Source organism: Pseudomonas sp. P4_B4, from assembly GCF_056402255.1.
The window spans coordinates 67,283-80,600 of record NZ_JBFUHS010000025.1 but is presented as its reverse complement, the minus strand read 5'-3'; the positions used below and the strand labels follow the sequence as shown (position 1 = coordinate 80,600).

Here is a 13,318-nt window from a genome sequence, read left to right as displayed (position 1 = left end):
CAATTGTCAGTGCGGTGATTTCCAGTCTCGCACCCAGTGTCTTCGACCAGAACAGCCTGCAAGAACCCGGCGCGCATGTCTCAGCCGTCGAATACCACTACGGTATGGAAATCGATGTGAAGCGGGTACTGCAGCGCACCGATACATCCGACAAGACCGGCGTGGTACCGGTGACCCTGGTCTACGAAGACAGCGAGGGCGAGGTTCACAAGCTCCGTTTCCTCGAATGGGGTGGAAGCCCTGCCGACCCCACCAGCATTGCCTGATCCGCTCGTCGATAGGGTTCTGGGCCTCGCCTGCGCGGTGCAGGCCGGAACCCCGAGTCGCTCCAGTCACACAAACCCTTTGATCGATTCACGACTCGCCTGCAACCACTCTCACCCTGTGGCAGTCGAAGGGGCCAAGTTTTTGACCGCTCGACGAGCGAACTTCAATCGGCACCAGGGACTGGCCGAACTCATTGTCCAACAACACAGAACGCGTCTCTTCCCGCTTGAACAGGAAACGTTCGCCCCACTGCCTCATGCAGACCACCACCGGAAAGATCTCTCGTCCCTTGTCCGTCAGGACGTACTCCTTGTAGGCGCTTCCATCCGACGCCGGTCGAACGTCGAATACACCGACTTCAACCAACGTCTTGAGGCGCGATGCCAGAATATTTTTGGCCACCCCCAGGCTCTTCTGAAACTCGCTGAATCGGCGAATGCCGTCAAACGCGTCGCGGATGATCATCAGCGACCATCGATCCCCAATGACTTCCAGTGTTCTTGCCACCGGGCATTCGCTGCTTTGCGATGAAGCGTCTTCGACCATCGTATTTACCTTTTGGATAAGGACTGCCACGTCTGTCGTTCAATCTTGAGCAATGTGGTTGCATTTTGAAACTTGATTCAGCAACAATCGAATCCAGTTTTTAATTGAAACCAGTTTAACGCCACGGAGGCTCACGTGACAGCAAATGCCGACTCAACCACCCATCCTTTCGTCACGCAGGCCTCGGGGCTTTCGCCATCACTCACGTTGTTATTTTCTGTCACCTGCGCGCTGGCAGTCGCCAACGTTTACTTCGCGCAACCTTTACTCGATTCAATGGCGCAGAGCCTGGGTGTCGCCTCATCAATGATCGGGTTTGTGGTGACGGCGACTCAGGTCGGTTACGCACTGGGGTTGCTGTTCATCGTCCCATTGGGCGACTTGGTTAACCGTAAAGGGCTGATTCTGACGCAAGTGCTGCTGTCTGCGATTGCGCTGGCGGGGGTCGGTGCAGCACAGCAATGGCTGACCCTGTTGGGAGCCATGATCGCAGTGGGTTTGCTGGCAGTGGTGGTTCAAGTGCTGGTGGCCTATACCGCCGCACTGGCAACGCCGTCACAACGTGGCCAGGCCGTGGGAACCGTCACCAGCGGCATTGTCCTGGGCATTCTTCTGGCGCGGTTTACCTCTGGGCTGATCGCAGATCTGGCGGGCTGGCGCGCTGTGTATTTCGTTTCCTCGGGATTGATGCTGACCCTCGCGGCGGTGCTCTGGAAAGTGACTCCTCCCGCAGTGTCTGCATGCAGTCGATACACCTACCCGGCACTCATCCGGTCGCTGTTCACGCTGTTCATGACCGAACCGGTCTTGCGAATCAGGGGCCTGCTGGCCTTGCTGATCTTTGCCGCTTTTTCCGTACTGTGGACCTCCATGGTCCTGCCATTGAGCGCCCCGCCGCTGTCACTTTCACACACGGCCATCGGCCTGTTTGGCCTGGCTGGCGTCGCCGGCGCCCTGGCAGCCAGAAGATCCGGTCGCTGGGCCGACCAGGGTTTTGGGCAACGCGTAACCGGCATTTCGCTGACGATCCTGACGCTGTCCTGGCTGCCTATCGCGTTTGCACAGACGTCACTGATCGCGCTGGCTTGCGGAGTGCTCTTGCTCGACTTCGCGGTGCAAGCCGTACACGTCACCAACCAGAGCCTGATTTTTGCGGCGCGACCCGACGCGCAAAGTCGCATGGTCGGTGCCTACATGTGCTTTTACTCGGTGGGCAGCGCGCTGGGAGCTGCGGCCGCGACGCAGGTTTATGCGCTATGGGGCTGGCTCGCAGTCAGCCTGCTGGGCGCGTTGATCAGTACGACTGCCCTGGCGCTGTGGTTTCTCACGTTTCATTTCTCAACACCCAAGCAAGGAAGATCCGTATGAAAACCCGACACCTCTGGCTCGCCATTTCGATGACCGGCATAGGGGTGTGAGTTTCTCGGTGATCAAACCGGGACTCACCACTGTTGATCCGCTCATGCATGTCGGCATTCGCTTTGCGCGGAGCTCAAGCGTTTTGGCCGATGCCGTCAAAAGTGTGCAGTATTTGACCCGACGGTTGAAAGGCTGGTCGACAGAGGTACGCTCTGCGTGACTTTGGCCATCCGGGTGATTTCCACCTGCACTTTATCCTTGCCGAGCAGGTAGTCGGCCAGTTTCTGGGAAAACGGCCAGTAGTTCAGATCGGCTGTCAGGGTCAGCGGCCCGACGGCGTCGGCCGGCACCAGGAAGGAGAACTCCCCGATATCGTAGCCCTTGGGCAGAATGCGGTTGTCCGAAAGAATCTGCGTGGCATTCCAGACCTCGACGTCCAACGGATTGCCGTCCTTGTCGCCTATGTGCACTTTGAAGTTTCGCGTGTTGACCTCGGTCTTGCCGTCCTTGATCGAACCCAGGCGATAGATCTCGCGACCACTGGCATCCTGCACCCGGAAATCGATCCACATCTCCCGACCCTCGGGAAAGCCGGTCGGCAGCTTGTGCCCGGCGCCGACATTGGTCACTTTGACCGCTACCGAGGTGTATTGCCCGGGCGTCATGGCTGCCGGCACTTGCTCGAACTTGATGTCCCCGGCGCGCCCGAGCATGTCGCGTGCGCGTTGCGCGCCCTCCTCCTGACCGAGATGCTTGAGCATCATCGCGTTGGCTCCGCTGAACCAATGCGAGGCGACCGACTCGCGGTCTGGCCCCATGATCGCGGCCTTGCCTGCAAAACCCGGCATGTGGCAGCTCTGGCAGGTCACATTGTTAAGGCTGTAGGTGCTCTCCTGCCATTCGTCATAGGTGCGCTCCACCGCCACGCTGCTGAAGGGGTGCGTGACGTTGTGGCAGGTGCCACAAAAGTCCGAGCGGGTGTGCAGAGCGGAATACACGGTGTCGTGATAAGGCGAAACGGCATCCCTGCGCGGGCCGAACTTGGTGGGTTTGCCGTGTGCTCGCGGACTCAGGACATAGGCGCCGTTATCGAGGCCCGTGCGGGCACTGATGTTGTGGCAGGTCTCGCAATCGACCCCGGGCATCGGATGATTCTTCGCGCTGTCTTCAATCGAGGAGCGGTTGACTTGCGAATTGATCTGCCCGGTCGTGAGACCGATCGGGGTATGGCAGCCAGTGCAGAAGTTATCGACCTTGCCCTCGGTGGCCGAACTCGCACGCTTGAGCAAGGCCCGATAGATGGGTTCATCCCAGGCCTGAGACATCATCGACGAGCGCCACTGCTTGTAGATCTCCGTATGGCAAGCGCCACAGACCTGGGCATTGTCAAAGTCCTTCACATTCAAGATCAGGTTGCCGGTGGTGTTGGCCCGATGCGGAAAGAACGGCATCCCGCCAATCACATGCATGAGCCTGGAGCGTGCTGGCTCCACCCACTTATCGTTACTTTGATTGTCATTGCCCTGAGGTTCGTCTGCCGCCATCAGCGTTACCGTCAGCAGGCAGGCTAGAAAGCACAACCCGTGCAGCGCTACCCGCGCACACGTATATCTGGAGTGGCTCATAAGCATTTCCCCTGGACGGTTGCAGAGGAGGACTGCAGCACTTCTATTGAGCAGCCAGGGGTATTGGTTACATGCAATCACTCAATGGGGGTACTTACAGCTCCACAGTTTCCCGACTCTGCACCTTTCATGGTCGGGATACGCTCACTCAGCAATTACCTTGCCATCGATGTAACAACACATATCGGCCGACCTGAGAGCCCGGCAAACATTGCTCAGAACTTGAAATTCTTGAGCTAATGGAGACGCGAATTCTGCCGGGGAATCGCGCCCATTAGTGGGGGGAGCTCGCTCCGAAATCGGGGGGGTGTCAAGACCAGAGGGCCAGTCCTGCCGTGCAACCGCCGCACAACATCGGATAGCCAAATTGCCCCCCGGGTTTAATGAGCCGCTCAGATCTGATCCGTTACTTGGTGCACATCGCAAATCCGGGGCCACTCACTTTACTCGATAGAACTTACTCCCTGTCTTTCGTCGACCGGATGAGACTGCCCCGTAGCTTCACAATGGCCTTCTGCATTTGCACGAAGTCGTCAGGGTCAAGACCGGTTTGCGGAAAGCCGTCTTCGGTGAGGCCTTCGCGCAGTTTTCGCCCCTCTTTGGTGAGACTGATCCGCACCTGGCGTTCGTCTTCCGGGTCGCGCTGGCGCAGCAAATAACCCATCGCTTCCAGCTTCTTCAGGATCGGCGTGAGGGTATTGGATTCGAGAAACAGCTTTTCACCGAGGCTGCCGACGGTCTGGTTGTCTTCCTCCCACAGCGCAACGAGGGTGATGTATTGCGTGTAGGTTAGGCCGAGCCGTTCGAGCATCGGCTTGTAGGCCTTGCCGAAGGCCAGGTTGGTTGAATAGACCGCAAAACACAGGAACTCGGAGAGTTTGAGATCCAGGGCGGATGTCTTGTCGGTGTTTTTCATGGACGTTCTCTTGGGTCAATCTGGCGAGACTGAAACTATACGTCGTACGCGATGGTATCGGAAGTGCGTATAAACACCGACGGCCGGCTCACCGGGACAATCCCCGGTGAGCCGGCCGTGCAGTGGGTTATGCCGTCAGGACGTTGATGTCGACATCAATGTTGCCGCGTGTGGCCTTGGAGTACGGGCAGATTGCATCGGCGTTGTGGGCCAACTCGGTCGCCACCCCTTGGTCCAGCCCCGGCACGCGCAAAGTCAGTCGGGCCTGGAGGAAGTAAGCCGCGCCGGTCTGGCCCAGGTCCACTTCAATGTCGACGGCCGTATCTGTCGGCAGTGTCACCTTCATCTGTTGGGCGGCGAGCCCCACCGCTGCGATGTAGCAGGCCGACCACGCTCCGGCGAACAGTTGCTCGGCTTTCGGGTGTGGCTGGACGGCGGTGAGCACGTGTGCCGGTGTGTCGCTGCCGGGGGACGACAGCACGATATCGAGGTTGCCGTTATGGCCGCGCGAGGTGTTGCCTGCGCTGTTATGGGTGGTGTGGGTTTTGCCGGTTGCCAGTACTTTTTCGATCTTGCTCATGGGGACTTCCTCAGGATTTTATGTTTCGTGCGATTATATCGCATGCGATGTTTGTGACACTTAAAAAGACGACGTTCATCAATTGGCGTGTGCAATGATCCAGTTGTTGCCGTTTTGGCCATGGGAAGCGTGAGCGGTCGAGATAAACATTGTGCGGCGGCTTCCGGTGTTCATGGCTGAGTCTCCAAACGGCAAGGGTTGTTGTTGCTTCATATCGCTTTCGATTAGATCGCATGCGATAGATGAATATTCAACCAAAGCCCCAATGATGTCAAAGATTATTTTATGCCTTGGCGATGAGCGGTAGACACGAGGTCAACCTCGCTACCCTTCTCCTTGCCGAAAGGAGGATCGGATTCCGCCGTCCGGCCCTGGGGGGACCACTGATTACGCGCTTCGGAACGATCAACGCTTTGGCGCTGAAATGAAATGGGCGTATTTCACTCGAAAAAAAACCGGCCAATCAAGCCGGTTTTCTTTGACTTGCTGATACCCACAAACACAAAAAACCCCCTCACAAGGAGGGGGTCTGATGTTTGAACGGTTCAGAGGGTTTCACCCGTCTTTCCCTGGATTTTCGTCAGCTCAGCGCAGCGCAGGAATACCCGCAAACAGCCACGAAGTCTCATGAGCTGGCGCTGCTTCGTTGCGTTTACGCGCCCACTCGGTCAGCGCCACCATCATCGCAAAGCCGAGCACGATCAACACCGGATAGGCCATCAGCAACTCGGTGAGCGAATACTTCCAGGCCAGCGGTCGACCGACACCGAGCATGGCGGCATACAACCAGGACACGCCCGACAGTGCGCCAGAGAACAGGGCAAACATTCGTACATTGACCTTAAGATCAAGCAACGAACTGGCCTTCAACATTGCAGGCAATACATAGCGGTGCAACAACATGCCGTTGAACGTCAGCAACAATACAATAATGACTTTGGCTTGAAGTTTTGGATTGGCAAAATAGTTCATGCCTTTATCAAGGTAATCAATACCTATAATCGCAGCGCCAGTCACCCACAAGAATATCAACGCATTGGCAACAGACTTCTGCAGACTGGCCATATGTTCATTGTCGTGCCCCGACGACACGCGACCTTTCAATAAATCCTTGACCATGGCGGCATCGCTGGCAAACACCAGGCCAATCGCTACGCAGCAAGCCAACAGATGAACGTACACAACGCCTAAACGCAAAAACTCCATGGATTCTTTCTGGCCGATCAGGCCGATCATTGTATTAATATCCAAGACCACATCTCCACTTATAGCAGCAGTGCAAATTGACCATGCCCTAGGCATGCGAATTATTTATTCGCACTTGCAAGGTCAAGTTGGCAAAGATTGAAGCAACTAAATAATTTGGTATTACAAGAGAGAGCGACTCGCCCCGCGAGTCAGTGATGACGGCATACTATCACTCCAGGTCTCAGGTAAAAAAAATCCCCATGCGCATTCCATTCAATGCAGATGAGGTATACGTCCATTTTACTAGTGAGTGCAGCGGGACCCTAAGGATCCACCTGCTGGGAAATCAGAGCCCAGCATATCCCGATCGTTCATTTTTTAAGCAGAAACATCGACAAGCGGTACTATTTCCGGTACCTGGGGATCCCTGCCTCTTTGGCTGAAACCCGCGTCGCTACGCAGCTGAATCGTTTCCGGTCATATGCCGAAAAAAAAACCGCTATTGCGCTGAACTTTCGTCGCCAGACCCGACCAGTGGTTCAATTTCCTACCTGTCACCGGCAAGTTCGAGTTGCCTGCAGTCATCCGCAAACCACTTCGAATCCAGCGCACATTCAGTACTGGCAATACAGCATCCATGACCTGAGCTGCTACGCTTGAAAAACAGCTTCGACACTTTCCAGGATGCCAGTGCACGCCCACCCCGGGGGCTGATGGAACAGTCGCATTACCAGATCCTGTGCCCGAGCGAGTCAGACTTCGTTGAGCAAAGGAGTGGCCATGCCCCCCCGCAAAAGCAAATCTGCCGACGGCTTGGCCAAGCCATCGGGCGACACCGGTGACGATTCGGTCTTTCTCTCGCGCAAGGAGCGTCTATTCGCAGGTGAGCAACTACGCGAACGCCTGCCGCATTCGGCTCACGCCGAATGGAAACCACCCGGCAAGCGCCGCGACCCTATCGAACTGCTCGAAGAGTCCAACCGCTATCGACTGCCCAACCTGGTGCCGCTGCGCTACGGGCGCATGCTGCGCAGTCCATTCACCTTTTTACGTGGCTCTGCAGGTTTGATGGCGCATGACCTGGCCACGACCCCAACCACTGGCGTAAAGGTGCAAGCCTGCGGGGATTGCCACCTGATGAACTTCGGGTTGTTCGCGACACCTGAGCGCAATCTGATTTTTGACATCAACGATTTCGACGAAACGCTCCCAGCTCCCTGGGAATGGGATGTCAAACGCCTGGCGATCAGTTTTGCCGTGGCCGCGCGCGATAACCGACTCAACGATAAAGAGGCACGGGACATTGCCGTCAAATGCGCTTGTGCTTACCGCGAAGGCCTGCGCAAATTTTCGAAAATGGGCCCGCTGGAGGTCTGGTATGACCGCCTGGATGCCCAAGCGATCATCGATATGGCGCCCAATGCCGAGATCAGGAAAATTCGCGAGCAAGTGATCGCAAAGGCCAGGTTGCGTCTCGGTGATTACCTCTACCCCAAGATCAGCAGCGAGGTTGGCGGGCGGCGACGACTGATCGATCAGCCGCCCTTGCTTTTTCATGTGTATGAAAAGGGCTTCAGGCAGCGAGTCCGTGTCGCACTGCATGATTATCGTTTGTCACTGCCCCATGAACGGCGCGTGCTCTTCGATCGCTACCGTCTCGAAGACATTGCCGTCAAGGCTGTCGGGATCGGGAGCGTGGGGACCTATTGTTTCGTCGGCCTGTTCTTTTCTGCGGAAAACCACCCCTTGCTCCTGCAATTCAAGGAAGCCTGCCCCTCGGTATTGGCGCCCTATGCGGGCAACAGCGACTACGAGAACCAGGGGCAGCGTGTTGTCACGGGACAACGACTGATGCAGTCCTCCAGCGACATCTTTCTGGGCTGGACACGCGGGCAAAATGGCCGGCATTTCTTTGTACGCCAGTTGCGAGACATGAAAATGTCAGCGCCCATCGAAGGTGTTTCCGCCGCACGGATGAAGATGTACGCCGAGTGGTGTGGTCATACCCTCGCCCGTGCCCACGCCAAATCCGGGGATGCGGCGCTCATCAGTGGCTACCTGGGCAAGCTGGATTCCTTCGACCAGGCCATCGGCAAGTTTTCCATCGCCTATGCCAATCAAAATGCGAAAGACCATGCCGCGCTGATAGCTGCGGAAAAATCAGGGCGGATCCATGCACTCAGAGAAGAAGAGTGATGGGGCCGAACCATGAGCCCTGCCATGGCCCTGCGAGCAGCAGAGCCATGGCTCGACCGGATCAGCCGCGAATGAACTTCAACAGATCCTGATTGACCACATCGGCATGCGTTGAGCACATCCCGTGCGGGTACTCCCCTGTCTGGTCAGGAAATGGGGCATGCCCAAGGTCAGCGCCCTTCCAGCTTTTTCACGACCTCATCAGTTGTCATCAGGCCGTTGGCGATGTAGCGGAAATTGACCAGCGCGCTACCGTATCCATCGCCGTCAGGCAGCTTCGGGCCGGCGACCGCGTCACGTACGACTACCACCTCGAAACCGCGCTCCAGAAACTCGCGAAGGTGCGATTCGACGCACAGGTTGGAGGCCATGCCCGCCAGGATGATTTTGTCGACCCGCTGCTTGCGCAACTGCAGCATCAGGTCGTTGCTTTGCGGGCCATACAGCTTGTGTGGTGAGGCGACGAGGGTCTTGCCGTCTTCGATGAAGGGTTTGAACTCCTTCATGAAATCGGCACCCGAATTGCGGAATCCATCGAGCGTCAAAGCGCCCTTGCGGTCGAACATACCCAGCTTGTGCTGAACGGTCTCCGCTGGCGCCTCAAACTTCCACTGATGATCTTGGGGATAGTAGTAGTGTGGCGAGATGGCGACGGTTGCTCCGGCCTGCTTGAACGCCGTGAAAAGCCGGGTCAGATTCGGCACCAGATTCTGCTCGGTCACGCTCTGGCCGAAGACCGACCAGCCCGCACCCTCCGGGCTCATGAAGTCGATCTGCGGGTCGATCACGACCAGTGCGGTTCGACTGGAATCCCATTCAAAGGTGGAGGCCGGGAGCGCGGGTTTGGCTGGATCGGCGTAGGGGTTCTCGGCGGCGAAGCCGATGCCGGGCGCCATCAGGATCGCCCCCAGCAAGGTGGCGCAGGAGATGAGTCTGGCAGGATGAATTCGGTTGAAGGTCATGTTGCACGTCCGCAGTGTGGGGGTGGTGCATTCACGGTACGGCGAGAAGACGGCACGAAATGGACATATATCCCTGGATTTCGGCCGACAAGCTCCTCACCTTGCATGAGACGGGTGGGCTCAATGCCCCCCCGTGACCTTCCAGACACCAAGCGCGTACTATGGCCGCCATTCAGACTGTGGATGTTCCGTGCATGCAGCGTCACATATGTTTCCTGGTCTATCCGGGCTTCGTATTGCTCGATCTGAGTGGCCCGCTCGAAGCCTTCTCCAACGCCAATCGTGCGCGCCCTTCTGGCTATCGATTCACAGTCGCTTCGCTTGAAGGTGGATTGATCAGCGCTTCGAGCGGGCTGCAAGTCGCGACCGAAGCCTTGCAGGTGGTCGACCACCTCGACACGCTGATCATCGTCGGCGCCCCCACCGCTCCGATCGATGACAGGATGCTGCCGATGGCAGCGGCGATACGGCAGATGTCCCCGCGCGCTCGCCGCACTGCCAGCGTCTGTACTGGCGCCTTCCTGCTGGCCGAGAGCGGCCTGCTCGACGGTCGTGTCGCGACCACGCACTGGAACTACGCGCCGCAATTGCAAGCACGCTATCCGTCACTGCGCGTGGACGGAGATCGAATCTGGACCGAAGACGGGAATGTCTGGACGTCCGCCGGTATGTCGGCGGGCATCGACATGGCCCTGGCGATGATCGAGCAGGACCTGGGCAAGGAGGTGTCACGCTCCGTCGCGCGCATGCTGGTTGTCTACTATCGGCGACCCGGTGGCCAGTATCAGTTCTCTTCGCTGCTGGATTTCGACCCAGGCTCGGATCGGATCCGCACCGTGCTGAGCTATGTGCGCGATCACCTGCGTGATGATCTGTCAGTTGAACGCCTGGCAGACGTTGCACATATGAGCGTACGCCAGTTTGGCCGCGTGTTCGCAGCATCGGTCGGGGTGACGCCGGCGAAAGCTATCGAGCGCCTGCGTATCGAGTCAGCGCGGCCACTGGTCGAGGACGGGCACCAGACTTTCGAGGAGATCGCCAGGTGCTTCGGATTCGGCGATGCCGATCACATGCTTCGCAGCTTCGTGCGAGTCATAGGGCGCACGCCACAGGAACTGCGCCGCAGTGCCCGCCTGGCCAAAGGCAATGGTGGGTCCGGAAAAAAACCGGATCAATCGTCCACATAAGCGAAGACTCGTACAAACCCCGAACCGGACTCAAGCCAGCAGCTCGCTGATCCACTGGGCCAGGAGCAACTGTTTCGCCCGATCAGCAGTCGTTCTCAAGGTCCCCTTCACGCAATCACTCGCGCATACACCGATCTGTCGACGTTGCCACCGGACAGAATCACCCCCACCCTTCTTCCCGACATGGCTTCACGCTCCGAGATCAGCGCTGCCAACGCCGACGCACCGGCCCCTTCGGCAAGGTTATGGGTATCGGTGTAATACACACGCATGGCCTCGGCGATCTGGTCATCGCTGACCGCTACGATCCGTGCGGCACCTGCGGAGTAGACGGCAAAGGCTTCAGGAATCGGCTTACGCACGGCAAGGCCGTCGGCAAAGGTGTTGGCAGAGGCGGTTTCGCGTATTGCTCCAGCGTCAAACGATAACTTTGCGGCCAGAGCCTCACTGGAAACCACGCCAACCACCTCTGTTTGCAGACCCAGCGCGTCGCGGGCGGCGATCACCCCGCAAATCCCCGATCCACAGCCAATCGGCACATAAACGGTATCCAGGTCTGGCGCGGCGTTGAACAGCTCCAGCGCATAAGTGGCGACGCCTTTGACCAGCTCGGTATGAAACGGCGGAACCAGGAACAGGTCATGCACTCGCGCCAGGCGGGCAGCCTCTTCACGGGCATCATCGAAATCGCGGCCATACTCGACCACTTCAGCGCCAAAGCCGCGCATGGCGTTGTTCTTTTCTACCGAGTTACCTTGCGGCACGACGATCAACGCCCTCAAACCCAGTGCGCCAGCCGCCAGCGCCAGGCTCTGGCCATGGTTGCCGCGGGTAGCGCTGACAATGCCCTTCGCGGCCGGGTGCTCGCATTTGAGCCAGTGCATGAAGGTGATACCGCCACGTACTTTGAAAGCACCGGTAGGCGTGTGATTTTCGTGCTTGACCCACACCGTGCAACCCAACCGCTGAGCCAGCAAGGGCCAAGGGTACTGGGCGGTGGCCGGCATGACCTGGTAAACGCTGCGAGCGGCCTGTTCGATGTCGTCGCGAGTCAGTCTGTGCATGAGTTGTCCCCCCTGAGATTTTGCCCAGTCTGAACACGGGCGCAGTGTTCCGGCTTTCAGAAAACTGACCTGACTTTTGCCCCCACTCTTCACTACTATGCTGTCCATGAGTCATCGAAATCGCCTGCCGCCACCACTCCTGTCCGAACCGGTCCGCCGTATCGAGGCCGGTCCCTGGGCGATCGAATTGCTCCCCGGCTGCGCCTACGCGACCCGATATGTCGCGACCCAGGCGGGAATCGGCTTTGCCTTCGACAGCCAGCGAGGCCTGCACGCCATCGGCAGTGACCGAATACGCCCCTTCGATGCCGTGCCCAACGGCCTGGCATTTGTCCCCGCCGGGTGTGACGTGCTGTCCGAATCACCCCAGGGCGGTGAATACCTGCGGGTGATGCGCACCGACGGTATGGCGTTGGTGGGGGATCGTACCTTCAACAATCGCATCGATCGGCAGGCCACTGCCCTCGCACGGCGAATGCGCGCCGCGCTGTTGCTGGCCTCTGTGGAGAACGATTGGGAAGCCTGGGCACTGGCATTGTCCGAGCGGGCGACGGATAGCGAAGCGGTGTCGACAGCACCCCATGGCTCGATAACCGGCAGCCGGATGCGCTTGCTCGATGAGTTCATTGATGCAGGCCTCGATAGCCCGTTGAGCGTACCGGCGATGGCGGGCCTGCTTGGATTGTCCGAAGGATATTTCATGCGGGCATTCAAAAACGCCACAGGCAAAAGCCCGCACAGTTACCTGATCGACCGACGTCTCGCCAGGGCCCGTGCCTTGATGCGCGATTCGACTGCCACACTGACGGAGATCGCCTACGCCTGCGGTTTCAATTCCCAGGCGCATATGGCGACCACCTTCAAGCAACGCCTTGGAGTGAGTCCGGCGCAGTTGCGTCAATGTTCGAGGTTCAGTTAGCGCCGGGCTAACTTGTTGTTTGCAACGGGCGGATTTCTGCCTGCCGTTGCTGACAAGCAGAAATCGGCCAAACGTGGCCGGTGGTCGTTGCATTTCGATTGTCGCTGGCGTTTGGCTAAGCTTAATAAATCAGGGCGAACTGAAACCTGAGTGATTGCCGCCATCAACGGATCTGGATTGGCATCAAGAAGTTACTCCCAAAGGAGACGACTATGTATGCGGTGATAAGAACCTACCTGGGTACTGGAGCAAAGCAGCTTTTCGAGCTTTTAGAAGAGCGCAAAGTCGACATCGAAGCAACCCTGCGGACAGTGCCTGGCCTCGTAAGCTACACACTGCTGAATACGGGTGACGGTGGTACGTCGATCACCGTTTGCGCGGACAAGGCCGGCAGTGATGCGAGCCTGAAAGTCGCGCGTGACTGGATTCAGAAAAATACCTCGAACATCCACGCGAACCCGCCGATCGTAACGGAGGGTCCGGTCATTGTGCAGATCAACTAGCGACCG

The 13,318-nt window shown here is 58.0% G+C and carries 13 protein-coding genes; 6 read left to right on the top strand and 7 right to left on the bottom strand.

Annotation, left to right across the window (positions count from 1 at the left end):
* Positions 1 to 2 precede the first annotated feature (2 nt).
* Entirely contained in the window at positions 3 to 266 is a 264-nt protein-coding gene (locus AC1DVE_RS23395) for a DUF2790 domain-containing protein (RefSeq protein ID WP_477784251.1), read from the top strand.
* Between the two features lie 88 nt (positions 267 to 354).
* On the opposite strand, the gene AC1DVE_RS23390 is transcribed toward AC1DVE_RS23395, so the two are convergent.
* On the bottom strand, positions 355 to 813 hold the full coding sequence (locus AC1DVE_RS23390; protein ID WP_223455827.1) for a winged helix-turn-helix transcriptional regulator: 459 nt from the start codon (positions 811 to 813) through the stop codon (positions 355 to 357).
* A 135-nt stretch (positions 814 to 948) separates the two neighbouring features.
* Between AC1DVE_RS23390 and AC1DVE_RS23385 the strand changes: the two genes are divergently transcribed.
* Positions 949 to 2,181, top strand: a complete 1,233-nt coding sequence (locus AC1DVE_RS23385) for an MFS transporter (protein WP_223533188.1) — start codon at positions 949 to 951, stop codon at positions 2,179 to 2,181.
* 146 nt (positions 2,182 to 2,327) lie between these two features.
* Here AC1DVE_RS23385 and AC1DVE_RS23380 read toward each other — a convergent pair whose 3' ends face one another.
* The 4 genes from AC1DVE_RS23380 to AC1DVE_RS23365 all read right to left on the bottom strand — a co-directional run bounded on the left by AC1DVE_RS23380 (position 2,328) and on the right by AC1DVE_RS23365 (position 6,529).
* Positions 2,328 to 3,797 carry a multiheme c-type cytochrome gene (locus AC1DVE_RS23380; RefSeq protein ID WP_223455829.1) on the bottom strand — a complete coding sequence of 490 codons (1,470 nt, stop codon included), beginning with the start codon at positions 3,795 to 3,797 and terminating at the stop codon, positions 2,328 to 2,330.
* A gap of 457 nt (positions 3,798 to 4,254) precedes the next feature.
* Positions 4,255 to 4,713, bottom strand: coding sequence for a MarR family winged helix-turn-helix transcriptional regulator (locus AC1DVE_RS23375; RefSeq protein WP_008051025.1), 459 nt, complete (start codon positions 4,711 to 4,713; stop codon positions 4,255 to 4,257).
* A gap of 127 nt (positions 4,714 to 4,840) precedes the next feature.
* Positions 4,841 to 5,293 (bottom strand): Ohr family peroxiredoxin, encoded by a 453-nt coding sequence (locus AC1DVE_RS23370; RefSeq protein WP_223455830.1) that lies wholly within the window; start codon positions 5,291 to 5,293, stop codon positions 4,841 to 4,843.
* Between the two features lie 585 nt (positions 5,294 to 5,878).
* Positions 5,879 to 6,529 carry a hypothetical protein gene (locus AC1DVE_RS23365; protein ID WP_223455862.1) on the bottom strand — a complete coding sequence of 217 codons (651 nt, stop codon included), beginning with the start codon at positions 6,527 to 6,529 and terminating at the stop codon, positions 5,879 to 5,881.
* A 732-nt stretch (positions 6,530 to 7,261) separates the two neighbouring features.
* Between AC1DVE_RS23365 and AC1DVE_RS23360 the strand changes: the two genes are divergently transcribed.
* Positions 7,262 to 8,677 (top strand): DUF2252 domain-containing protein, encoded by a 1,416-nt coding sequence (locus AC1DVE_RS23360; protein WP_223455831.1) that lies wholly within the window; start codon positions 7,262 to 7,264, stop codon positions 8,675 to 8,677.
* Positions 8,678 to 8,847: 170 nt separating this feature from the next.
* On the opposite strand, the gene AC1DVE_RS23355 is transcribed toward AC1DVE_RS23360, so the two are convergent.
* Positions 8,848 to 9,639, bottom strand: a complete 792-nt coding sequence (locus AC1DVE_RS23355; protein WP_223455832.1) for a cysteine hydrolase family protein — start codon at positions 9,637 to 9,639, stop codon at positions 8,848 to 8,850.
* Positions 9,640 to 9,833: 194 nt separating this feature from the next.
* Between AC1DVE_RS23355 and AC1DVE_RS23350 the strand changes: the two genes are divergently transcribed.
* Positions 9,834 to 10,826, top strand: coding sequence for a GlxA family transcriptional regulator (locus tag AC1DVE_RS23350; RefSeq protein ID WP_223455833.1), 993 nt, complete (start codon positions 9,834 to 9,836; stop codon positions 10,824 to 10,826).
* Positions 10,827 to 10,933: 107 nt separating this feature from the next.
* Here AC1DVE_RS23350 and AC1DVE_RS23345 read toward each other — a convergent pair whose 3' ends face one another.
* Positions 10,934 to 11,890: a threonine dehydratase gene (locus AC1DVE_RS23345; protein ID WP_223455834.1), complete on the bottom strand. Its 957-nt coding sequence runs from the start codon at positions 11,888 to 11,890 to the stop codon at positions 10,934 to 10,936.
* Between the two features lie 97 nt (positions 11,891 to 11,987).
* Here AC1DVE_RS23345 and AC1DVE_RS23340 point away from each other — a divergent pair, with 97 nt between their 5' ends.
* Together AC1DVE_RS23340 and AC1DVE_RS23335 are read left to right on the top strand one after the other, a co-directional pair.
* Complete coding sequence (locus tag AC1DVE_RS23340) at positions 11,988 to 12,809, top strand: helix-turn-helix transcriptional regulator (RefSeq protein WP_223455863.1); 822 nt, start codon at positions 11,988 to 11,990, stop codon at positions 12,807 to 12,809.
* A 212-nt stretch (positions 12,810 to 13,021) separates the two neighbouring features.
* Entirely contained in the window at positions 13,022 to 13,312 is a 291-nt protein-coding gene (locus AC1DVE_RS23335; RefSeq protein WP_223455835.1) for a hypothetical protein, read from the top strand.
* The last annotated feature ends 6 nt before the right edge of the window (positions 13,313 to 13,318 follow it).

Bases quoted from the DNA above. Each gene is read 5' to 3' on its own strand.
- AC1DVE_RS23390 (WP_223455827.1), bottom strand. From the start codon at position 813: ATGGTCGAAGACGCTTCATCGCAAAGCAGCGAATGCCCGGTGGCAAGA.
- AC1DVE_RS23380 (WP_223455829.1), bottom strand. From the start codon at position 3,797: ATGAGCCACTCCAGATATACGTGTGCGCGGGTAGCGCTGCACGGGTTG.
- AC1DVE_RS23375 (WP_008051025.1), bottom strand. From the start codon at position 4,713: ATGAAAAACACCGACAAGACATCCGCCCTGGATCTCAAACTCTCCGAG.
- AC1DVE_RS23370 (WP_223455830.1), bottom strand. From the start codon at position 5,293: ATGAGCAAGATCGAAAAAGTACTGGCAACCGGCAAAACCCACACCACC.
- AC1DVE_RS23365 (WP_223455862.1), bottom strand. From the start codon at position 6,529: ATGATCGGCCTGATCGGCCAGAAAGAATCCATGGAGTTTTTGCGTTTA.
- AC1DVE_RS23360 (WP_223455831.1), top strand. From the start codon at position 7,262: ATGCCCCCCCGCAAAAGCAAATCTGCCGACGGCTTGGCCAAGCCATCG.
- AC1DVE_RS23355 (WP_223455832.1), bottom strand. From the start codon at position 9,639: ATGACCTTCAACCGAATTCATCCTGCCAGACTCATCTCCTGCGCCACC.
- AC1DVE_RS23350 (WP_223455833.1), top strand. From the start codon at position 9,834: ATGCAGCGTCACATATGTTTCCTGGTCTATCCGGGCTTCGTATTGCTC.
- AC1DVE_RS23345 (WP_223455834.1), bottom strand. From the start codon at position 11,890: ATGCACAGACTGACTCGCGACGACATCGAACAGGCCGCTCGCAGCGTT.
- AC1DVE_RS23340 (WP_223455863.1), top strand. From the start codon at position 11,988: ATGCTGTCCATGAGTCATCGAAATCGCCTGCCGCCACCACTCCTGTCC.
- AC1DVE_RS23335 (WP_223455835.1), top strand. From the start codon at position 13,022: ATGTATGCGGTGATAAGAACCTACCTGGGTACTGGAGCAAAGCAGCTT.